This window comes from Allobosea sp. P4_H5 (genome assembly GCF_056400825.1).
The window spans coordinates 364,525-385,674 of sequence record NZ_JBFUKM010000004.1; the positions used below are offsets into that span (position 1 = coordinate 364,525).

Annotated in this window: 22 protein-coding genes; 8 read left to right on the forward strand and 14 right to left on the reverse strand. The window is 67.3% G+C overall.

What is annotated here, in order from left to right; genetic code table 11:
- Window positions 1–17 precede the first annotated feature (17 nt).
- From phnD to groES, 3 genes are all read right to left on the reverse strand, one after another.
- Window positions 18–932 (reverse strand): phosphate/phosphite/phosphonate ABC transporter substrate-binding protein, encoded by a 915-nt coding sequence (gene phnD, locus AC1DS0_RS10855; protein ID WP_476814351.1) that lies wholly within the window; start codon window positions 930–932, stop codon window positions 18–20.
- A gap of 227 nt (window positions 933–1,159) precedes the next feature.
- Entirely contained in the window at window positions 1,160–2,797 is a 1,638-nt protein-coding gene (groL, locus tag AC1DS0_RS10860; protein WP_152017160.1) for a chaperonin GroEL, read from the reverse strand.
- A 47-nt stretch (window positions 2,798–2,844) separates the two neighbouring features.
- Window positions 2,845–3,132: a co-chaperone GroES gene (gene groES / locus AC1DS0_RS10865; RefSeq protein ID WP_137883337.1), complete on the reverse strand. Its 288-nt coding sequence runs from the start codon at window positions 3,130–3,132 to the stop codon at window positions 2,845–2,847.
- Between the two features lie 216 nt (window positions 3,133–3,348).
- On the opposite strand from groES, the gene AC1DS0_RS10870 reads away from it, so the two are divergent.
- The 3 genes from AC1DS0_RS10870 to AC1DS0_RS10880 all read left to right on the forward strand — a co-directional run bounded on the left by AC1DS0_RS10870 (window position 3,349) and on the right by AC1DS0_RS10880 (window position 4,821).
- Window positions 3,349–3,804 carry a MarR family winged helix-turn-helix transcriptional regulator gene (locus AC1DS0_RS10870; RefSeq protein WP_476814352.1) on the forward strand — a complete coding sequence of 152 codons (456 nt, stop codon included), beginning with the start codon at window positions 3,349–3,351 and terminating at the stop codon, window positions 3,802–3,804.
- 76 nt (window positions 3,805–3,880) lie between these two features.
- Window positions 3,881–4,366, forward strand: a complete 486-nt coding sequence (locus tag AC1DS0_RS10875) for a PaaI family thioesterase (protein WP_476814353.1) — start codon at window positions 3,881–3,883, stop codon at window positions 4,364–4,366.
- A 110-nt stretch (window positions 4,367–4,476) separates the two neighbouring features.
- Entirely contained in the window at window positions 4,477–4,821 is a 345-nt protein-coding gene (locus AC1DS0_RS10880) for a DUF1801 domain-containing protein (protein ID WP_476814354.1), read from the forward strand.
- Window positions 4,822–4,828: 7 nt separating this feature from the next.
- Here AC1DS0_RS10880 and AC1DS0_RS10885 read toward each other — a convergent pair whose 3' ends face one another.
- The gene (locus AC1DS0_RS10885) at window positions 4,829–5,638 is read right to left on the reverse strand and encodes a helix-turn-helix domain-containing protein (protein WP_476814355.1); all 810 of its coding nucleotides are present in this window, start codon (window positions 5,636–5,638) and stop codon (window positions 4,829–4,831) included.
- 157 nt (window positions 5,639–5,795) lie between these two features.
- Here AC1DS0_RS10885 and AC1DS0_RS10890 point away from each other — a divergent pair, with 157 nt between their 5' ends.
- Window positions 5,796–6,173, forward strand: a complete 378-nt coding sequence (locus AC1DS0_RS10890; protein WP_476814356.1) for a VOC family protein — start codon at window positions 5,796–5,798, stop codon at window positions 6,171–6,173.
- A gap of 5 nt (window positions 6,174–6,178) precedes the next feature.
- Here the strand turns inward: AC1DS0_RS10890 and AC1DS0_RS10895 are convergent, their stop codons facing one another.
- The 4 genes from AC1DS0_RS10895 to AC1DS0_RS10910 form a co-directional block, all read right to left on the reverse strand.
- Entirely contained in the window at window positions 6,179–6,862 is a 684-nt protein-coding gene (locus AC1DS0_RS10895; RefSeq protein WP_476814357.1) for a DUF930 domain-containing protein, read from the reverse strand.
- 106 nt (window positions 6,863–6,968) lie between these two features.
- Window positions 6,969–7,811 (reverse strand): DMT family transporter, encoded by an 843-nt coding sequence (locus tag AC1DS0_RS10900; protein WP_476814358.1) that lies wholly within the window; start codon window positions 7,809–7,811, stop codon window positions 6,969–6,971.
- On the reverse strand, window positions 7,808–8,308 hold the full coding sequence (locus tag AC1DS0_RS10905; protein WP_476814359.1) for an N-acetyltransferase family protein: 501 nt from the start codon (window positions 8,306–8,308) through the stop codon (window positions 7,808–7,810). The genes AC1DS0_RS10900 and AC1DS0_RS10905 overlap by 4 nt, the downstream gene beginning before the upstream one ends.
- Before the next feature lie 65 nt (window positions 8,309–8,373).
- Window positions 8,374–9,138 (reverse strand): sulfite exporter TauE/SafE family protein, encoded by a 765-nt coding sequence (locus tag AC1DS0_RS10910; protein ID WP_476814360.1) that lies wholly within the window; start codon window positions 9,136–9,138, stop codon window positions 8,374–8,376.
- A 137-nt stretch (window positions 9,139–9,275) separates the two neighbouring features.
- Here AC1DS0_RS10910 and AC1DS0_RS10915 point away from each other — a divergent pair, with 137 nt between their 5' ends.
- Together AC1DS0_RS10915 and AC1DS0_RS10920 are read left to right on the forward strand one after the other, a co-directional pair.
- Entirely contained in the window at window positions 9,276–10,706 is a 1,431-nt protein-coding gene (locus AC1DS0_RS10915) for a lipopolysaccharide biosynthesis protein (RefSeq protein WP_476814361.1), read from the forward strand.
- Between the two features lie 168 nt (window positions 10,707–10,874).
- Window positions 10,875–11,687: a L,D-transpeptidase gene (locus AC1DS0_RS10920; RefSeq protein WP_476814362.1), complete on the forward strand. Its 813-nt coding sequence runs from the start codon at window positions 10,875–10,877 to the stop codon at window positions 11,685–11,687.
- Between the two features lie 61 nt (window positions 11,688–11,748).
- Here AC1DS0_RS10920 and AC1DS0_RS10925 read toward each other — a convergent pair whose 3' ends face one another.
- Window positions 11,749–12,762, reverse strand: a complete 1,014-nt coding sequence (locus AC1DS0_RS10925; RefSeq protein ID WP_476814363.1) for a LysR family transcriptional regulator — start codon at window positions 12,760–12,762, stop codon at window positions 11,749–11,751.
- 112 nt (window positions 12,763–12,874) lie between these two features.
- Here AC1DS0_RS10925 and AC1DS0_RS10930 point away from each other — a divergent pair, with 112 nt between their 5' ends.
- Complete coding sequence (locus AC1DS0_RS10930) at window positions 12,875–13,270, forward strand: nuclear transport factor 2 family protein (protein WP_476814364.1); 396 nt, start codon at window positions 12,875–12,877, stop codon at window positions 13,268–13,270.
- Window positions 13,271–13,375: 105 nt separating this feature from the next.
- Here the strand turns inward: AC1DS0_RS10930 and AC1DS0_RS10935 are convergent, their stop codons facing one another.
- The 3 genes from AC1DS0_RS10935 to AC1DS0_RS10945 form a co-directional block, all read right to left on the reverse strand.
- Window positions 13,376–14,185: a DUF2076 domain-containing protein gene (locus tag AC1DS0_RS10935; protein ID WP_476814365.1), complete on the reverse strand. Its 810-nt coding sequence runs from the start codon at window positions 14,183–14,185 to the stop codon at window positions 13,376–13,378.
- 121 nt (window positions 14,186–14,306) lie between these two features.
- Window positions 14,307–15,611 (reverse strand): UDP-glucose dehydrogenase family protein, encoded by a 1,305-nt coding sequence (locus tag AC1DS0_RS10940; protein WP_476814366.1) that lies wholly within the window; start codon window positions 15,609–15,611, stop codon window positions 14,307–14,309.
- 195 nt (window positions 15,612–15,806) lie between these two features.
- Complete coding sequence (locus AC1DS0_RS10945) at window positions 15,807–16,505, reverse strand: L,D-transpeptidase (protein WP_152017531.1); 699 nt, start codon at window positions 16,503–16,505, stop codon at window positions 15,807–15,809.
- Between the two features lie 476 nt (window positions 16,506–16,981).
- On the opposite strand from AC1DS0_RS10945, the gene AC1DS0_RS10950 reads away from it, so the two are divergent.
- Window positions 16,982–19,159, forward strand: coding sequence for a methyl-accepting chemotaxis protein (locus tag AC1DS0_RS10950; protein WP_476814367.1), 2,178 nt, complete (start codon window positions 16,982–16,984; stop codon window positions 19,157–19,159).
- Between the two features lie 22 nt (window positions 19,160–19,181).
- Here AC1DS0_RS10950 and AC1DS0_RS10955 read toward each other — a convergent pair whose 3' ends face one another.
- Together AC1DS0_RS10955 and AC1DS0_RS10960 are read right to left on the reverse strand one after the other, a co-directional pair.
- Window positions 19,182–19,604 (reverse strand): globin domain-containing protein, encoded by a 423-nt coding sequence (locus tag AC1DS0_RS10955; protein ID WP_476814368.1) that lies wholly within the window; start codon window positions 19,602–19,604, stop codon window positions 19,182–19,184.
- 114 nt (window positions 19,605–19,718) lie between these two features.
- Window positions 19,719–21,128, reverse strand: coding sequence for an MATE family efflux transporter (locus tag AC1DS0_RS10960; RefSeq protein ID WP_476814369.1), 1,410 nt, complete (start codon window positions 21,126–21,128; stop codon window positions 19,719–19,721).
- Window positions 21,129–21,150: the final 22 nt, after the last annotated feature.

Here is a 21,150-nt window from a genome sequence, read left to right on the forward strand (position 1 = left end):
CGTTGCCGAACCGGGGTTCAGCCGCCCGGCTTCTGCTTGCGCCGCGCTTCCAGTTCATCCGTTACGGCGATGACGTCGAGATAGTCCTCGTGCTTCGCCGGCGCATAGCGCGACACTTGCCCGTCAGTGAAGGCCCTGAACACCTCCGGGGCCTCGTCCTTCATCGTCATCATGGCTGCGACGAACGCATCCTTGAGAGCAGGGGGCAGGTTCGCCCGTGTCGAGAACGGGCTCGCCGGGATGAGCGGGGAAGTCCAGATCACCCGCGTCGCATCGGCAGGGATCATGCCGCGCAGCGCCAGCCGCTGCACGACGCCGGAGTTTTCGTTGACCTGATAGGTCGCGACGCCGTCGAACTGGCCGCGCACCAGCGCCAGAACCGAATTATCGTGGCCGCCGGAGAAGACCGTGCCGCCGAAATGCGCCTGCGGATCGAAACTCTGCTTGCGCAGGAAATAGGCGGGGAAGGCAAAGCCCGAGGTCGAGTTCGGATCGGCGAAGGCGAAGCTCTTGCCCTTGAGGTCGGCGATCGTCCGATAGGGGCTGTCGGCACGCACGACCACGACCGAGTAGTAGCCTTCCTGGCCGTTGTTATCGACATCGCGGAACAGCGGCTGCAGCTTGTCGCCGAGCACGCGCCGGCCGAGCGAATAGACCGCCGGCCCGAAGCGGGCGAATTCGAGCTGATCGGCGCGCATCGCCTCGACCAGTCCGGCATAGTCGCTGACCCGGTAGAGCTTCACCGGCACGCCGAGCTTCTGCGCAAGATAGTCGACCACGGGCTGGTTGCGTGCGACCGCCGCCGCCTCGTTCTCGGCCGAGGATACGCCGAAACGCACTTCCTTGATCGCCTGCCGCCAGTCCTGCTGGGCGAGGGCAGGTAGTGCGAGGCTCGAAGCGGAGCCGGCAAGGAACAGGCGGCGGGTGATCATGACTAGGTCTCCGAAGGAAACCCATCCGATCAGCAGGCGGCGTCAACGTGATTACGAGGCGATGTCGTTTGCGCGACGCGCCGGCAAACGAGAAAGGCCCGGCTTGCGCCGGGCCTCCATGGTTCTCGCAAAAGGCGAGGGCTGGGCTTCTTATCAGAAGTCCATGCCGCCACCGAAACCGGGCTTGCCCGGTTTCGGCACTCAAGGTCTTGGGCGTCTGGACTTCCTCAGAAGTCCATGCCGCCCATGCCGCCGCCGCCCATCGGGGGCATCGGGGCGTCCTTCTTCGGCGCCTCGGCGATCATCGCCTCGGTGGTGATCAGCAGGCCGGCGATCGAAGCCGCGTCCTGGATCGCCGTGCGCACGACCTTGGTCGGGTCGATGATGCCGGCCTTGACCAGGTCGCCATACTCGCCGGTCTGGGCGTTGTAGCCCCAGGCGTAGTCCTTCGACTCCAGCAGCTTGCCGATCACGACCGCGCCGTCACCGCCGGCGTTGTCGACGATCTGGCGAGCCGGAGCAGCGATCGCCTTGCGGACGATCTCGACGCCGGTCTTCTGGTCGTCGTTCTGGGTCTTGATGCCCTTGACCGAGGACAGCGCACGCAGGAGGGCGACGCCGCCGCCCGGCAGGATGCCTTCTTCCACCGCAGCGCGGGTGGCGTTCAGGGCATCGTCGACGCGGTCCTTCTTCTCCTTGACCTCGACCTCGGTCGCGCCACCGACGCGGATGACCGCGACGCCGCCGGCGAGCTTGGCCAGACGCTCCTGGAGCTTCTCACGGTCGTAGTCCGAGGTGGTCTCCTCGATCTGCGCCTTGATCTGCGCAACGCGGCCCTCAATGTCCTTCTTCTTGCCGGCGCCGTCGATGATCGTGGTGTTCTCCTTCTCGATGCGCACCTTCTTGGCGCGGCCGAGCATGTTGAGCGTCACGGTCTCGAGCTTGATGCCGAGGTCTTCCGAGATCATCTGACCGGCGGTCAGGATCGAGATGTCCTCGAGCATGGCCTTGCGGCGGTCACCGAAGCCCGGAGCCTTGACGGCCGCGACCTTCAGGCCGCCACGGAGCTTGTTGACGACGAGCGTGGCGAGAGCCTCGCCCTCGACGTCCTCGGCGATGATCAGGAGCGGCTTGCCGGTCTGCACGACGGCCTCGAGGATCGGCAGCATCGCCTGGAGCGACGACAGCTTCTTCTCGAAGATGAGGATGTAGGGGTCCTCGAGCTCGGCGACCATCTTCTCGGCGTTGGTGATGAAGTAGGGCGAGAGATAGCCACGGTCGAACTGCATGCCCTCGACGACGTCGAGCTCGGTCTCGGCGGTCTTGGCTTCCTCGACGGTGATGACACCCTCGTTGCCGACCTTCTGCATGGCGGTCGAGATCATCTTGCCGACCGACTCGTCGCCGTTCGCCGAGATGGTGCCGACCTGCGCGACTTCCGCGTTCGAGGTGACCTTCTTGGAGTTCTTCTTGAGGTCGGCGACGATGGCCTCGACGGCCAGGTCGATGCCGCGCTTCAGGTCCATCGGGTTCATGCCGGCCGCAACCGACTTGGCGCCCTCACGGACGATCGCCTGGGCGAGCACGGTGGCGGTGGTGGTGCCGTCGCCGGCATGGTCGTTTTGGCGCGAAGCGACTTCGCGGACCATCTGAGCGCCCATGTTCTCGAACTTGTCGGCGAGCTCGATCTCCTTGGCGACGGTGACGCCGTCCTTGGTGATGCGCGGGGCGCCGAACGACTTCTCGATCACGACGTTGCGGCCCTTCGGACCCAGCGTGACCTTTACGGCATTGGCGAGGATGTCCACGCCGCGCAGCATCTTGTCGCGGGCGTCGGTGGAAAAGCGAACTTCTTTGGCAGCCATGAGACTACTCCTGATTGAACTCTACGGACGGGTGGGCGTCTGGCTGCTCAGCCGACGATGCCCATGATGTCGGATTCCTTCATGATCAGGAGATCCTGGCCGTCGATCTTGACCTCGGTGCCACTCCACTTGCCGAAGAGGACGCGATCGCCCTTCTTGACATCGAGCGCAACCAGCTTGCCGGCGTCGTCGCGGGCACCAGCGCCGACGGCGACGACCTCGCCCTCCTGGGGCTTTTCCTTGGCGGTATCGGGGATGATGATGCCACCCTTGGTCTTCTCTTCGCCATCAAGGCGACGGACCACAACGCGGTCATGCAGCGGACGGAACTTCATGGTTCTGTCTTCCTCTCGGTCTTATTCTGGACGGGCTCGAGTTTGGCCCGTGAAAGGGGTCTGTTAGCAGTCTCACCAAATGAGTGCTAACCGACGTCGCGGAGATAGGCGCGGGGTCTGCCGGAGTCAAGGAAAGCGCTGCGCAAAAGGTGAACGCGACGACCGGCCGCCATCTGCGCTGCTGCGGTGGGACCTTAAACCGGCTATCGTGGCGAGATGACGACGCCAGTGCCCGATCTCCATCTCGACGACATCGCCCGCTCCTGCGTGGTGTTGCATGTGCGCATGACCGCACGGGCCGTGACCCGCGCCTATGACGAGGCAATGCGTCCGAGCGGCCTGAAGATCACCCAGTTCGTGCTGCTCTCGGCCCTCTCGACCGGCGCCTGGCGCTCGGTCACCGAGCTTGCCGACCGCTTTGCGCTGGAGCGGACGTCGCTGACCCGCAACCTCCAGCTCCTCGCTGCCGAGAAGCTGATCGAACCGGTCGACTGCAAGGGCAGGGCGCTGACCTATGCCGTGACCGAGAAGGGCCGCGCCGCGATCGAGGCGGCGATCCCTTATTGGCGCGCGGCGCAGGACAAGATCGAGGGCGGGCTCGGCCAAGAGCGCTGGAGCGAGACGCGCGACAGTCTCAGGACGATTAGACGGGCCGCGAGGGAAGTCGGCTGACCCCACACCGGCTGGCTTGACCGCCATCCAATTCCATCTCTATCGTGCATCTACACGATAGAGATGGAGCGCAGTCATGTCCCGCCAGGTCGGTGTCGTCAGCCGTGATGTCCTGCTGGCGGAGGACGGCACATCCTTCCTGCGCGGGATCGTCGAGGGACGCCATCCCGGCCCACCTTTCGCCGACACCATGGATTTCGACCTCGTCGAGGTCGAGGAGGGCAGGGCGGTCTTCGTCGGCACGCCCTCGCCGCGCTTCTTCAACCCGCTGGGAACGATCCACGGCGGCTGGATCGCGACGATCCTCGATTCCGCCATGGCCTGCGCCGTGCACTCGACGCTGCGGGTCGGCGAGGGCTACACCACGCTGGAGATGAAACTGAACTATGTCCGCCCGGTCATGCCCGCCAGCGGCCCGGTGCGCTGCGAGGGCAAGCTGATCCATCGTGGCGGTTCGGTCGCGACCAGCGAGGGCAAGCTGATCGACGCGCAAGGCAAATTGCTGGCGCACGGGACGGAGACCTGCATGATCTTCGGTGCGAAGGCGGGTGCGGGGCGCTGATCGGGCGCCGCACCTGCCGGTGGCAGGAGCGGCTCGTGACATTTGCGCCATTTACCGACGCGGCCGTCGAAGCGAGGTTTCGATCGCTGCCGGAGCCACTTCGGCTGCCCATGCTGCGCCTGCGCCAGATGATCCTCGAGGCCGCCGCCGGAAATCCCGACATAGGGCCGCTCATGGAGACGCTGAAATGGGGCGAGCCTGCCTGGCTGCCCAGGCGGCCGAGGACCGGGACGACTGTGCGGATCGACGCACTGAAAGGCTCGTCGACCCACTACGCGCTCTATGTCCACTGCCAGACCAGCCTGATCGAGACGTATCGGCGCCATTACTCCGAGCAGTTCAGCTACGACGGTAACCGGGCGCTGATCTTCGCTGTCGAGCGCGAGCCGCCGGCCGAGCCGCTGGCGCATTGCATCGCCCTCGCTTTGACCTATCACCGCTGGGCAAAGCGCTGAGCGCCGCTTACTCGCCGCGATAGTTGCCCGGGCTCTCGCCCATCACCCGCTTGAAGCGGCGATTGAAGGTCGAGAGGTCGCCGAAGCCGCAATCGAAGGCGATGCCCGCGACCGGCAGCTTCGTCCGGCGCAGCAGCAAGGCCGCCCTGTGCAGGCGGGTGCGCAGCACATATTGATGCGGCGTCATCCCGATCAGCGCCCGGAAGGTGCGCAGGAAATGATAGGGGCTCATCGCCGCCTGCCGCGCCAGTTCATCGATCGAGAGAGCGTCTTCGCAATGCGCCTCGATATGGCGCAGCGCCCGCGTGATCCGGCGTTGGTCGCGAGCGCTCGGCGTCTCGATCCCGGGCTTTGCCCCTGACAGCACGCTCGCCACCGCGCCGGCGAGGCGCAGCGCGGTTTCCTCCAGCCTCCCGGGCTCGTCCAAGGCGATTTCCGCTTCGGCGACGACACCGGCGAGCGGCGCGAGGGCCGGTAGATGCGCCTGTGCGAAACCGATTTGCCGGGCGCCCGGCACGGCCGCGACGATGCCTTCGAGCCAGGCCGGTTCGAACTGGAAGGCGAGACAGCGGTCGCCGGCCGCATGCTCATGGCCGCATTCGAAGCAGGCGCCGCGATTGCCGAGCAGTAGCGAGCCCGGCGCCAGCACAGCGCTGCCCTGTGTCGAGCGATAGCGGAACGAGCCGCTGCGGACGATGGCGATGCAGTGCTGCGGGTGCGCTTCCTCGAAGGCGCGGTCGTCCGGGCCGGCCGTGCAGACGATGTCGCTGACCCGCCAGCCGGGGCCCGACGCCAGGAGATGAGCGGTCGCTGTCATGGTTCGTAAGTTTAGCAGTTTTTCCCAAGCGAGGCCCGAGGCTCCGGGTCTAGCTGGACACCAACTTGGTCCAGACGGAGCCCGATCATGACAGCAGCGCCATCGACGCTGGCCGGGTGACGTGCATCAGGGCCTGGCGACAAGGAGGACGACCATCATGTTCGATCACATCTCCATCGGCGTTCGCGAGCTTCCTCGTACGAAACGCTTCTACGACGCGGCGCTGGGTGCGCTCGGCTATGGCTGTCTCAGTGCTGACGAAAGCTCGCTCGGCTATGGCAAGGACGGTGTCGGGCTCTGGATCGGCGCGGTCTCGGCGCCGGTGCCACCGGACCGCGACTCCAACCTGCATTTCTGCTTCGTCGCACCGACGCGCCAGAGCGTCGACGCCTTCCATGCGGCGGCGCTGGCGGCCGGCGGCACCGATAATGGCAAGCCGGGCCTGCGCGAGTCCTACGGCCCCGATTACTACGCAGCCTTCGTCGTCGATCCAGACGGTTATCGGCTGGAAGCGTATTGCGGCAAGCCGGCCTGAGGCCGCTAATGCTCGGGCGGCAGGTCGTGTGCCGCCCATTCGCTGCGCGGGATCGCCTCGCCGACGCGGAACTGGAAGCCGGCGACCTTGCCGTTCGCTGCCATCTCGCAGCGGAAGTGCAGGCCATACCATTGCTTGCGGCTGCGGAAGGCGGCGCCCTCTGCCTCCAGGGCGCTCTTCGTCAGCTTCGTGCTAGCCATGGCGTAGGCGACGACGCGGTCGGGCTCGAATTCCGCTTTCCAGGCATGGATCTGACTCATCGCCTCGAGATTGCAGAGCTGCTCGACGCGCTCGCTCGCCTCGAGCGTCTTCAGCGCCTCCCGCGCCCCGCGACTGCGCGGATTCGCCAGCACGCTTTCGGAATGCAGCGTTCGGGCCGTGATCATCGCTGGCGGTTCGGCCGGCGGTGGAACGGGCGGGGTGGCGGGCCTCTCAGGCGGGGTGGTGGTGGGAGCTGGCTGCGGAGGTGACGGGACCTCGGCTGTAGGAGGAGCGGGCGCCTGGGCCGGGACGGGAGGCGTCAGCGCCTCCGGCGCGACCAGCTCGACCTCGACGCTCGTCTCGATCGGCGGCGTGAAGCTGCTGATCGCTCGGATGGCGAGGAGGAGACCGAACAGGAGATGGAAGCAGAGCGCGGCAGGAAGGCCGGGTTCGCGCAGGACGCGAGCAGCGGTGTCGGCGCGCTGCATCCCCGAGTCAATCGCCGTTGGAACGGAAGGCAAGCATGGCGGGCGGTCTCTCCCCTCGCATTCTCCCGTGCAGAAGCCGACCAAGCCGGCGAATTTGCGGCGGAGATCAGCGCCGACTGACCGCGAAGGCGCCGGCGACGATCAGCAATGCACCGGCATAGGTCGTCCAGAGCGGCACCTCGTTGAAGACGAACCAGCCGAGCAGGCTCGCCCAGACCAGCGCCGTGTACTCGATCGGCGCCAGCCGCGAGGCGGGGGCGCGGGCGAAGGCCGAAGTCAGCGACAGATGCCCGGCGACGCCGAGCGCGCCGCCTGCGAGATAGGCGAGCAGGTCGCCACCGCTCATCGGCTGGAAGACGTAATAAGCCGGCCAGGCCAGGCAGAGCGCCGGTCCGGCGTTCTGGAACAGCACGATGATCGCCGGGTGCTCTTTCACCGCGATCGTGCGCAGCAGGATCAGGTTGAAGGCATAGGAGACCGCCGAGACCAGCGCGGCGGCGACGCCGAGCTCGGCGCCGGTGACGCCGCCCTGCAGGCGCGGCCAGACCATCACCAGCATGCCGGCGAGGCCGAAGCCGAGCGCCTGCAGGATGCGCCCGTCGAGCCGTTCCTTCAGGATCAGTGCCCCGAGCAGCGCGACGAAGACCGGGGCGAGGAAGGAGAGGGTCAGCGCCTCCGCCAGCGGTAGCACCGAGATCGAATAGAAGAAGCTGCCGGCGGTGACGATGACCAGCGGTATGCGGATGCTGTTGCCGATCAGGCTCGTCCGCGTCGGCCGCGCCGGCCGCAGCACCGTGACGACGATGATCGCGCAGACGGCGCCCGCCGCGAAGCGCATGAACAGCGCCAGCAGGAACGGGTGCTGCTGCATCTGCGCCTTGATCACCGCGTCCATCGCGGTGAGCAGAGCGATGCCGAGAACCGCCCGCAGCGCGGTGTTGAGGTTCATGGCTGCGCCGGGGCGAGCGGCTTGCGGAAATGATATTCCCAGGTCGAGGAGATGTCGGCGAGATAGCGCTCACCCGGCCAGCGCACGAAGCCGAGCTTCTCGTAGAAGCGGTGGCCGCGGGCGAACTTGCTGTCCGACCACAGCATCATCTCGCCATAGCCGCCGGCTTCAGCGAAGGCGAGGGTGCGGGCGAACAGCGCCTGCGCCAGCCCGCTGCCGCGTTGGCTCGGATCGGCATAGACCTTGAACAGCTCGACCGCGTTCTGGTCGGGCACGGGCACGACGGCGATCGAGCCAGCAATACGCCCATCCGGGCCATCCGCTACCCAGAGCTTGCCACCCTTCTGCGCATAGTGGCTGGCCGGGCGACGCAGCTCGGGGAACTCCGACCAGTCGAAGAAGCAGTTCGGGTATTCGGCAAAGGTCGCGGCGATCAGGGCGGCGAGCGGCTCCGAATCGGCATCGGTGGCGTCGCGAAGGGCGGGCAGGGCGGTCATGATCGATCGCTTAGGGCCAATCCGGCCTGCTGCAAAGATGGGCGGCTCGCGCGCCTGCCATGCCGTTATCGCAGCAATGCGAGCGCGGCGTCAGTCGTCAGCTTCAGTGCGGCTGCGGCAAGCAGCAGATAGCAGGCGAAGAACAGCCGCTTCTGGTCGAGCCGCTCATGCAGCCAGCGGCCGATCCAGACGCCGATTGGCGCCGCCGGCAGCAAGGCGAGGGCGGCCCAGAGCGCCTGCGGCTGCTTCAGGCCGAGCGCCAGATAGGGCGGCAGCTTCAGCAGGTTGCCGAGCATGAAGAAGGCGATGGTCGTGCCGACGAAGGCGGTCTTGGAAAGCCCACGCGCCAGGAGGTACATCGCGACCGGCGGGCCGCCGGCATGGGCGACGAAGGTGGTGAAGCCCGAGGCCGTGCCGGCCAGCAGGGCCAATGGCGGCGAGACAGGTAGCTGCCCGGCCGGCGCGGTACGGCCGCGCAGGAACCAGTGCGCCGTGAAGGCGAGCGTGATGACGCCGATGATCAGCGTGACGATGCGGGCATCGACGATCAGGAACACGGCATAGCCGATCGCGATGCCGATGATCAGGCCGGGGATCAGCCAGGCGAGGTCCGGCTTCGACCAGGTCGAGACGCCGAAGCTGCCGATGGCGAAGAGGTCCATCGCGGCGATCAGCACCGCCACCATGATCGCGCCCTGCAGCGGATCGACGACGAGCGCCAGCAGCGGCACGCCGAGGATGGCGAGACCGCCGCCGAAGGCGCCCTTGCCGATGCCCATCAGCAGGGTGGTGGTCCAGCCGACGAGATAGAACATCGGATCGCCGGGCATCGGCTCAGCCCGTCGCCAAGGCGCAGAACGAGGTCGTGCCAGTTTCCGCTTGGACAGGCGCGGTTTGGCGGTTAGGCGGGATCAGCGCAGTCATGCGCGGCCGGTGCTGAGTCGGCTTGCCCCTTCGCGATGGCGTCATGACCGTACTCCTGCCCTTCGTGATCAATGCCGGGCTGAACTTCGTCCTCGGACTGCTCATCGCCTATTTCCTCGGCCCCGCCGAATTCGGCCGCTACGCCATCGGCGCGGCGATGCTCGTGCTGCTCAATACCGCGCTGCTCGACTGGATCAGGCTCTCGGCCGTCCGTTTCTACTCGCAGAAGAGCCGGGAGGAACAGCCGCAGATCAGGGCGACCCTCGATGTGCTGAGCGCGGGGATCACGCTCGCCCTGTGCGGCATCCTGGTCGCGGCGGTCGTCGCCGGCGTCGATTTCGGCCTGCCGGTCATGCTCGTCGCCGGCTCGGTGCTGGGCGGCATCTGCGCCGGCCTGTTCGATTATCACGGCGCCATCGCCCGGGCCCGTTTCCTCGATGCGGCCTATGCCCGCCTGATCATCATCAAGAACGTGCTCGCCTTGCTGCTGATGGTCGGCGGCGCCTGGTGGACGCGCGACGCGACGGTCGTGATGTTCGGTGGCGTCCTCAGCGCCATGGCGGCCCTGCTGGCGGTGCGGCGGGCGCTGGCGGACGCGCCGCTCTCCTGGTCGGCGGCGCGGCGCGACCTCGCGCTCGACTTTGCGCGCTATGCGCTGCCGATCGTCGGCGCGAATGCGATCTATTCGCTGATCCCGCTGCTCAATCGCTCGCTGCTCGCCGACAGCAACGGCTTCGCCGAGGCTGGCTATTTCTCGCTCGCCGCCGATATGGGCTTGCGCCTGTTCGGCATGCTTGCCTCGACGCTGGAGATCGTCATGCTGCGCGAGGTGCTGCGGCTCGACGAAACCAAGGGTGAGCGCGCGGCGCAGAAGCGCATCGCTGCCAATCTGGTGATCGTGCTGATGGTGTCGCTGCCGGTGGCCGCGGGCCTCTTCCTGGTCTTGCCGGCGTTCGAGGCCTTGCTGGTGCCGGCGAAGTTCCATGGCCATTTTTCCGGCTATCTGCGGCTATTGCTGCCCGGCCTCGTCGCGCTCGCGATCTTCGCCGCCGGCATCTACCCGGTCTTCCTGCTCGGCAAGCGCACGGGGGTGGTGACGCTGGCGGCCCTCGCAGGCCTCCTCGTCAACCTCGCTCTGGTCTTCGCCGCCGGCGCGCTCGGCCCGGAACGCTATGCGCTCGGCCAGACCCTCAGCTTCCTCGTGGTTCTCGCCATCACCGGCTGGGTGGGCCTGCGCTCGCTCCCGGTCTCCCCGAACTGGCGGGAGATCGGCATCGTCATCGCGGCGGTCGTCGCCATGGCGATCGTCGTCTGGCCGCTCTCCGGCCGGCTCTCTCCTCTGCCCGAACTGCTGCTGCAGGGCACGCTTGGCCTCGCCGTCTATGGCGGGCTGATGCTCGCCTTCGACGTGGTCCGTTGCCGGACGTTGCTGCGGCTCTGGCTCACCATGCGCAAAAGCCGGAGCCGGCACTAGCGGAGGGTGTGAACCAGGCGTTTACCGCGTTTGCTGGCGGATCGCTAAGGTTAACCTCGGGAATTTGAGCGATTGAGCCGGTTCCGGGGCCGATAGAGTCAACGATTCACCATTCATTTCAACGCATCGCCTCACGCTTCCTGCCTGTTGCGTAAAGAGAGTTGCGTCATGCGTTCGCTCTATCTCGTTCCCCTTGTTGTGCTCGGCGGCGTGCTGCTGTCGGCTGAGGCCAATGCCGAGACCTATTGGCGCCCGGCCGATCCGATGGTCACGCATTCGGCTGGCCGTGGCCAATATGGCGGCGGCTTCATCGAGATGATGATGACCGGCCAGGACCCGACCGACTATGGCCGGGGCGGGGCGGTCTACAACCGGCCGCAGCGCGGCGCCTACGGCCAGCAGCCGGCGATGCGCCGGCTCTCCGACTACGAGGCGCCGGTGCCGATCCAGGGCGATCCGATGGAGCCGCGCCGCGAGCGCCGCTCTGCTGCGCTCGGCGAGCCGATCCCGGCCGAACGGCCGATCGCGCGCACCCTCGATCCGCGCTTCCAGAAGCAGGAGGTCGCCTATGACGGCCCGCACAAGCCCGGCACCATCGTCATCGACACGCCGCGCCGCTTCCTCTTCCTGGTCCAGCCCGGCGGTCGTGCCTTGCGCTACGGCATCGGCGTCGGCCGCCCTGGCTTCGAATGGGCCGGCATGAAGGCGGTCACCCGCAAGGCGGAATGGCCGAGCTGGACGCCGCCGGCCGAGATGCTGAAGCGCCGGCCCGATCTGCCGCGCTTCATGGCGGGCGGCCCCGAGAATCCGCTCGGCGCCCGCGCCATGTATCTCGGCTCCTCGCTCTACCGCATCCACGGCACCAACGAGCCGAACACGATCGGCCAGGCGGTCTCCTCCGGCTGCATCCGTATGAACAACGAGGATGTTGTCGACCTCTACGAGCGGGTGCGGGTCGGCGCCAAGGTCTTCGTGATCTGAGGCCGGCCGCACACTGCCCGACGGAAAAAGGCCCGCCTGTCGCCAGGCGGGCCTTTTCGTTTCAGGAGGCCGTGCGGCGCTCAGGCCCAGTCGTCGTCGCCTCCGCCCGGGCCATCGGCATCGCCGCCATGGCCGTGCCGACCGCCGCTGCCCCGGCTCCAGTCGGGCGCGGGCCGCCGCGGATGGTGTCGATCACGGCGCGCAGCGGTGGCGCCATTTGCCGTTGGGCCGGATAGCAAAGGTAGTAGCCGGGGAAAGGCGCCGACCATGCCTCGAGCAGCGGGACGAGGCGGCCCTCAGTGATGTGGGGGGCAATCAATTGCTGGCTGGCGAAGGCGATGCCGACCCCGTCGACCGCCGCTCGCACCCCGAAGTCCTTCCTGTTGGAGATCAGCGGGCCATCGACGGCGACCTCGAACCATTTGCCGTTTTCCATGAACTCCCATTTGTACGGCGTCTTCTGGCCCGGCCAGCGCCAGCCGATACAGCGATGGGCGAGAAGGTCGCGCGGATGGGCCGGTGTGCCGTGCCGGGCGAGATAGTCGGGCGAGGCCACCGCGGTCTGGCGCAGTTCCGGGCCGAGCTTCACGGCGATGAGGTCCTTGTCGATCACCTCCCCGAGCCGGATGGCGACGTCGTAGCCCTCCGCCACGATGTTCACGACGGCATCGTCGAGGGTGACGTCGAGCACGACCTGCGGATAGGCATCGCTGAAGGCACGCAGGATCGGCGTCAAATAGAGGTCTGCCGCCGCCCGAAAGCAGTGCATCCGCACGGTGCCGACGGGGTGGGCACGGCGCTCGCGGGTCTCGCCCAGCGCCTCCGCCAGCTCCTCGACGGCGGGCTGCACCCGTTCGAACAGCTTGGCCCCCGCCTCGGTCAGGGAGACGCTGCGGGTGGTGCGGTTGAACAGGCTGACCCCGACCCGCTCCTCGAGCGCGCGGACCATCTGGCTCAGCGCCGAGGATGACACGCCGAGATTCTCGGCCGCCCGGCTGAAGTTCAGCGAACCGGCGACGGCCACGAAAGCACGGAGCTGGTTGAAGTCTCCGGCGGACAAAAGAGAGATGTTCATGGTCATCTCGATTGCTTAGCTCAACTTACAAAGCTGATTAGTGCGCACGGGTTAAACATTACGGTTGCTCTGAGCTATATTGTTCTGGATGCTGGTTTTGAAGGACATCATAATGACGTCGCAAGACACGCCCTCGGTGGCAAACATAGATGGATTGGTCGCCCTGGCGAAAACTTATTTCGACGCTGCCTATGCAATGGATGCCGACAGCTTCGCGACCATCTTCGACCCTGCCGCCCTTGTCACCCGGCGCGGTGATGGCGATAGCGTGGTGGTCACTCCCATCGCCGCCTGGCTCGATCTGGTCCGAACCCTGACGTCTCCGCAGGAGGGCGGGAGCGTGCGGGCCGACCAGATCCTCTCCATCGCCATGAGCCGTGACATGGCGCTGCTCAAGCTGCGCCTGCGGATCCCACCTCGCGAGGTGACCGACCTGTTGTCGTGCTTCTACCTGAATGGGCGCTGGCAAATCGTCCAGAAGGTGTTCGCCGCCGAGACCCTGGCCTGAAAACCCGGCTGTCGGCCGCCACCGGCACCTCGCCTGCCGTTCTCTAAAACAAGAGGCCCGCCGGTCGCCAGGCGGGCCTCGTCGTTTCAGCTGAGCGTGCGGGGCTCAGGCCCAGTCGTCGTCGCCGCCTCCGCCCGAGCCGTCGTCATAGCTGCCATCGTCGTAGCTGGCGTCCTGATAGGTTGGCTCCGGCTGGGCCTGCTGCGGCTCCGCGGCCGGCTGCTGGTCGGCGGCCGTCTGCGTATCCTTCGCCGCCTCGCTGTTCTGCGAGGCGTCCTTGTTCTGGGCGGTGCTGGCTTCGGCCGGCTTGGCTTCGCTCGCCGCGCTCTTGTTGCCGCCGAGTGCGTTCATCAGCATGTTGCCGGCGACCATGCCGCCGGCGACGCCGGCTGCCGTCGTCAGCGCACTCGCCATGAAGCCGCCGCCGCGGGCCGGAGGCTGCTGCGGCGCCTGGTTCTGCCAGGAACCGGGGGCCGGGGCCGCGCCCATGCCTTGCTGCGGGGCCATTCCTTGCTGCGGCGCTGCAGCCTGGCTGCCCCAGGGCGGCGAAGCCGGCTGCGGCGCGGCGCGCTGCGGGAAGGACGGCACCGAGCCGGAGCGGGCCGGCTGGCTCGCGCCGCCGCCGAAGATGCCCGACAGGAAGCCGCCGGACTGCTGCGCCGGGGCAGGGGCCGGTGCGGGCGGCTGGTTGCGCAATTGCTCGACCTCGGCCTGCAACTGCTCGATCTGGCCCTGCAGGCTGGTGAGCGCCTGTTCCTGCACATAGACCGATTGCGCCATCGCATAGACTGCATAGGGCTGCTCGCGCAGCCTGTCGGCGATGAAGCGTTCAGCCTCGGGGTCGCGGGGCTGGTTGGCCGCCTGACGCAGGCGATCGAAAATCCCGGCGATCACGTCGCGTTCTTGCGGCGTCATCGTCATCTCCTCTCATGTTGGACAGGGCGGTCGCCCTGTCGCCCCGAAAGGTGGTGACGGCTTATGACGCTATCAAGGCGACGGCCCGGCGCCTTTCTGTCGCGTCGTCAGGGAAAGCGCTTCAGGCGTTGCCGACATTGACATAGGTGAAGCCGCGCTTGTGCATCTCGCTGGAGCGGTAGATGTTGCGCAGGTCGATGACGACGGGATGCCGCAGCGCAGCCTTGACCCGATCGAGGTCGAGGGCGCGGAAGGCGTCCCATTCCGTGACGATCACCAGCGCATCCGCCCCGTCGAGGCAGGAATAGGCGTCGGGTGCGTAGGCGATCTCGGGCATCAGCGTCCTGGCGCTCGCCATCGCCTCGGGATCATAGGCGACGATCTCGGCGCCGGCGTCGAGCAGCGCCGTCACGATCGCGAGCGAGGGCGCCTCGCGCATGTCGTCGGTGTTCGGCTTGAAGGCGAGGCCGAGGATGGCGATGCGCTTGGCCCGGACCGAGCCGCCGCAGGCGGCGATGACCTTACGCGCCATCGCGCGCTTGCGCTGGTCGTTGACCGCGACCACCGTCTCGACCAGGCGCAAGGGGCTTTCCATGTCCTGCGCCGTCTTGATCAGCGCGAGCGTATCCTTCGGGAAGCAGGAGCCGCCATAGCCGGGGCCGGCATGCAGGAACTTGCCGCCGATGCGGTTGTCGAGGCCGATGCCGCGCGCCACCTCCTGGACATTGGCGCCGACCCGCTCGCACAGGTCCGCCATCTCGTTGATGAAGGTGATCTTGGTCGCGAGGAAGGCGTTGCCGGCGTATTTGATTAGCTCGGAGGTCCGCCGCGCGGTGAACAGGAGCGGCGCCGCATTGAGATAGAGCGGCCGGTAGATATCCTCCATCACCTTGCGGGCGCGATCGTCCTCCGTGCCGATGACGATCCGGTCCGGGCGCTTGAAGTCGGCGATCGCGGCACCCTCGCGCAGGAATTCCGGATTGGAGACCACGGCGAAATCGGCATCGGGCCGGGTCTCGCGCATGATCCGCTCGACCTCGTCTCCGGTGCCGACCGGCACGGTCGACTTGGTGACGACGACCGTGAAGCCGTCGATCGCCGCGACGACGTCGCGCGCCGCCTGGTGGACATAGGACAGATCGGCATGGCCGTCGCCGCGGCGCGAGGGCGTGCCGACCGCGATGAAGACGGCATCGGCCGCCGCGACCGGCCCGGCGAGCTCGGTGGTGAAGGAGAGCCGCCCGGCACGGACATTGTTGGCGACGAGGTCGTCGAGGCCGGGTTCGTAGATCGGGATCTCGCCACGCTTCAGGGCGGCGATCTTGCCGGCGTCGGTGTCGACGCAGGTCACCTCATGGCCGAAATCGGCGAAGCAAGCTCCGGAGACCAGGCCGACATAGCCTGAACCGATCATCGTCACGCGCATCTGGCGGTCTCATCGTCTCGTCGGCGGGCTGCCGACCGGCTGGGCGTAGCGCAAAACCGCGTCGAGGCAAATCGCAGCCGCCCGGGGCTGGAGGAGTAGCCCGATCTGGCGAAGGGACCGTGACGGCGCCGCGGCGGCATGAAAAAGGGCGGCTGCGAGCCGCCCTTTCCGAAACGAGCCGGCTGGTAGCAAGGTTCAGATGTCGTCCGGCGGCAGAGGCGCGTCGGTCTCGTCGATCTGCGGCTCGGAGGTCGGATTGCGGTTCAGCACGACCACGGGGGTCCCGGTCGGGACGCGGCTGTGGAGGTCGATGATGTCCTGGTTGAACAGGCGGATGCAGCCCGACGACACGGCCTTGCCGATCGACCAGGGCTCGCTGGTGCCGTGAATGCGGTACAGCGTGTCCTGGCTGCCCTGGTAGAGATAGAGCGCGCGCGCGCCGAGCGGGTTCTCGATGCCGCCAGCCATGCCGCCGGCCCAGCGGGCGTTCCGCTCCGGCTCGCGGGCGACCATCGCCGCGGTCGGCGTCCAGCGCGGCCACTCGGCCTTGCGGGCGACGGTGGCGCGACCGCGCCAGGACATGCCCTGCTTGCCGACGCCGATGCCGTAGCGGATGGCGCGACCGTTCTCGCGGACCAGGTAGAGATAGCGGGCCGAGGTGTCGACCACGATCGTGCCGGGCCGCTCGGGGGTCCGGTAGTCGACTTCCTGGCGCAGGAAGCGCGTGTCGACCTCGTCGATATCGGTCGCCGGCAGCGGATGCCGCTCGTCGGGCCGCTCGTCATACATCGACAGGAAGGCGGCGTTCTGGTGAACCGGCGTCCGGGCTTCGTAGGGCTGCTGCGGGCCGCTGACACAGCCGGCGAGGCCGACGGGGACGAAGGCCGACACCATCGTCAGGAAGCGGCGGCGGGAACAGGCGGTGGAGGCGTCGGGCAGGTGGGCGGACATGACTCGGCTCTTGGATTGGGCGGCGGCTGGCAGCGACAACAAGCGAATTGCCGACAAGTTCCAGTGAATTCTTGTCGGCTGGTCCTTCTCACTTCATGGCCTCGCGTGGCGCCGGGGTGAACAGCATGTGGCGAAATTGTGGCCGGCGCAGAGCGTGGCTGGAATGCCACAGTGCGACATGCCGTCCTTGCATGTCGGATGGGCCACCACCCTGTGTAGGTAATTGCTCATGCATGCAGCTGAAAGGCGAGGAATTGCCGTGTTTTGCATCAGTTTCCCAAGGGAAGCTGGGTTGTCTTAAACGGCTTTTAACCACTACCGGCAAAGCTTTTTAAGCCTTGTGGGCTTCGGTGCCTGGTCATGCCGAACGTTTAAGTGCCGGTCAGAATTCGACTGCGCAAAAGAGTACGAGCAAGAATATGAAATCGATCCGCTTCAAGGTGTTGGCGATGCTGGGGATCGTCGCCGCCGGTGCGATCCTTTCCGCAGTCCTGAGCCTCTACGCACTGTCACGTTCCGGCGACCTCAACGCGCGTTCCGACGTTCAGGGCGAGATCGCATTGCTCACCGAGCGGCTCAACACGCAAGTCTTCGCAGTCGTGATGGATTCCCGCGGCATCTACATGTCGAAGGACGCCAAGGAGGCGGAGGCCTTCGCCAAGCCGAAGGAGGCGCGCTTCCCGGTGATGCGCAAGCTCGCTGCCGATCTGGTCACGCTGGTGCCGGCGCAGGAGCGCGAGACCGCGCTCAAGCTGCAGAAATCGGTCGAGGAGTTCATCACCTTCCGTGGCGAGCTGATTCGCCTCGGTCGCGAGGTTTCGACCGCGGCTGCCAACCAGCAGGGCAACAACGACGAGAACCGTGTCAACCGCAAGGCGCTGAACGACCACCTCGTCGCCTTCGGCAAGCGCAACGAAGATGTCGGCAACCGCCTCTCTGAAGAGGCGGCTGCCTTCACGCGCCAGGTTCAGTGGATTCTCCCGTCGGTGCTGCTCGCCGCCCTCTTGGCCTCGGTCGCGGCGGCGCTCCTGTTCGCGCAGCGTTCGATTACGCGTCCACTGCTCGATCTCAGCGCGAGCATGAGCCGCCTCACCGCCGGCGAGACTGCGATCGCGGTGCCGCATACCAAGCGGCAGGACGAGGTCGGCGACATGGCGCGGGCCGTTGCGGTCCTGCGCCAGAGCACCGAGCAGGTCGCGCTCTTGCAGGAGCAGGAGCGGGCTGCTGCGGCAGACCGGATTCGCTCCGCCGACGCGATGTCGGTTGTGGTGTCGGATGTCGGGGAGGTTGTCGCGGCAGCGGCGGCGGGCGATTTCTCGGCGCGGCTGCGGGTCGAGGATGCCGACGAGCAGATGCAGAAGCTGGTCGCCGGCATCAATGAGATCAACGCCGTGGTCGACGGCGCCACCACCGAATTCGTCGACGTCCTGCAGGCGCTCGCCGCGGGCGATCTCACCCGCCAGGTGCCGACGGCCTATCGTGGCCGCTTCGCCGAGCTCAAGGACGCGGTCAACGAGACGATCGCCCGCCTCTCCGAGACGGTCTCGACGATCCAGGTGACGGCGTCGGATGTCGGCATCGCCGCCCGCGAGATCAATATGGGCGCCGACGACCTCTCCAAGCGCACCGAGGAGCAGGCCTCCTCGCTCGAGGAGACGGCCGCGACGACCGAGGAGCTGGCGGCTTCGGTCAAGGCCTCAGCCCAGAGCGCGCGCCAGGCGGCGGCGGTCGCCGAGGAGGCGATGAAGGCAGCGCAGGACGGCGGCGCCATCGCGGGCGAGGCAGTCAGCGCCATGGCCCGGATCGAGGACGCCTCCAAGAAGATCTCCGACATCATCCGCGTCATCGACGACATCGCCTTCCAGACCAACCTGCTCGCCCTCAACGCCGCGGTCGAAGCGGCGCGGGCCGGCGATGCCGGCAAGGGCTTCGCGGTCGTCGCCTCGGAAGTGCGCACCCTGGCACAGCGCTCGGGCGATGCGGCCAAGGACATCTCGACGCTGATCTCGTCCTCCAATGCCGAGGTCGAGGCCGGGGTGAAGCTGGTGCGCCGGGCCGGCGAGTCGCTGGAGACGATCCTGGCGGCCTCGCAGAAGGTCACCGGCACGATCCAGGAGATCTCGGCGGCGGCGGGCGAGCAGGCGAACGGCATCGAGGAGATGAGCCAGGCGGTCGCCCATCTCGACGAGATGACGCAGGCCAATGCGGCGCTGGCCGAACAGAGCGCCGCCTCGGCCGGGGCGCTCAGCGGCCGGATCGGCGAGCTCAACACGCTGGTGGCGAGCTTCCGCACTGGCAAAGCGACACACGGCGCCATGGCGCCCGCGCCGGCCTTCGCCGGCCCCGGGACGCGCCCCGCTGCCAGATCTGCTGCAATGCCTGCGATGCGCGCGCCCGCACGCCCCGCCGGCATCGCGCCGCATGCTGCTGGCCCTACCGATCGCAGCAGCGGCCAGGCGCCCGAGCCGGAGCGTTTGCGCCAGCTCGCCGAGGCCGCCTTCGCCCAGAGCAAGGCCGCTGCGCCCCAGCGCGCTCCAGCCCAGACCCGCAAGGCCGCAAACGGGCGCGCAAACGAGACCGGATGGGAAGAGTTCTAGGCGGCGCGCTGACGGCGGCGGATCAGGCCGAGCGCTGGCTCGGTGCAGCGGCGGCGAGCATAGTCGCCGCCATCTGGTCGTAGAGCTCGCTCCAGGCTGCTCGCGCCTGCGCCGTGAAGGCATCTCCCAACGCGGTCTCCAGCGTCCAGAGCAGGGCACCGCGGACGGCCTCGTAATGCGCCGGCCGGACACCGTAGCCTACATGGCGCTCGCCGAGCCGCGCGAGCAGGGCGTTGAGTCCCGTCGGGTCGTTCAGCATGGCGAGCGCGACCGTCAGCGTTTCGATCAGCTTCGCCGCCTGCGCCTCGATGTTGGTCTTGAACATGGCGCGTGTGGTGGGCATCGTGGTGAAGAGCCGCTCATAGAAGAGGCAGGCCGTCTCGATCTTGCGCCGGTGCAGTTGCGCAAAGTTCGACCGGATCAGCGCGATATCTTGCGGCGTCACGACTCGTCCCTTTTCAGCGCGGCAGCATGAGGGATCGTCGCAGGAAGTGTCTGACAAAATGCGCGAAAATGCAACCTGGAGTTAACGAATCGCTACTCCGCCGTCGCAGCGTCGTTACGAGGCCGGCTGGCCGGCCGACTTGGTCAGGCCGAGCCGCTCGCGGGCGAACCAGCGGGCCAGCATCAGGGCGGCGACAATAGCAAGGCCGGTCGCGAGCCCGATCCAGATGCCGACGCCGGCGAGCGGCGTCAGGAAGCCGAGCACCGCCGAGAGCGGCAGGCCGATGCCCCAATAGCCGAGGCCTGCGAACAGCATCGGCACGCGCGTGTCGCGCAGGCCGCGCAGGATCGAGACCCCGACCACCTGGATGCCGTCGACGATCTGGAAGATCGCCGCATAGAACAGGAACACCATGGCGAGTTGCGCCACCTCGGCCGCGCGCGGCTTGCCGGCGTCGAGGAACGGAACGACGAGCCAGTGCGGGATCAGCAACATCAGCAGGGCGGTGAAGCACATGAAGGCGGTCGCGAGCACGAGCGCCGTCGCGCCGGCCCGGGCGATGCCCTCGCTGTCGCCGGCGCCGAAGGCGCGCCCGACCCTGACCGTCCCGGCCTGGCCAATGCCCATTGGCACCATGAAGCACAGCGAGGCGATCTGGATCGCGATCGCATGGGCGGCGAGAGAGGTCGGGCCGATCAATCCCATCAGGAACGCGGCGCCATTGAAGATCCAGACCTCGAAGCCGACCGTGGTGCCGATCGGCAGGCCCATCCGCCAGAAGGCGCGATAACGGCTCCAATCCGCCCGCCAGAACCGGCCGAACAGATGATAGCGCCGAAAGCGCCGGTCGAGCGAGACCACCAGCGCGAGGCCGGCAAACATCAGGGTCGAAGCCAGCGCCGTTGCCATCCCAGAGCCGGGTAGGCCGAGCGCCGGGAAACCGAGCCGTCCGAACATCAGCACCCAGTTGGCGAAGGCGTTGAAGCCGACCGCGAAGAGCACGGTCACGAAGACCCAGAACGGCCGCTGCAGCGCTGCGAGGAATCCGCGCAAGGCAAGATAGAAGTAGAAGGGCAGGAGCCCCCACTGCAGCGTGTGTAGATAGGAAGCGGCAGCTTTCGCCAGCGCCGGATTCTGGCCCATCGCCGTCAGGATCGCCTCGGCTTGCCAGAGGCAGAGCCACATCGGGCCGGCCATGGTCGCCGCCACCCAGAAGCCCTGGCGCACGGTGCGGCGCACGTCGCGCACCGAATGCCGGTTCCGCCCGAGCTCGATCGCGACCATCGGCGCGACCGCCGCCATCACGCCGATGCCGAAGATCAGGAAGGCCATGTAGAGATTCGAGGCGAGCGCGCCGGCGGCCAGCGAGTCGGGGCCGAGATGGCCCATCATGATCACGTCGGTCGCCGTCATCGCCGTCTGGGCGACATTGGTCAGCACCATCGGCCAGCTCAGCGCCAGCATGGCTTTGACCTCGGTGAGCCAGGGGCTCCCCGAGCGATAAGGCAGGGCAATCTGCGACATGATGATTGCCTTTTATCTGGGC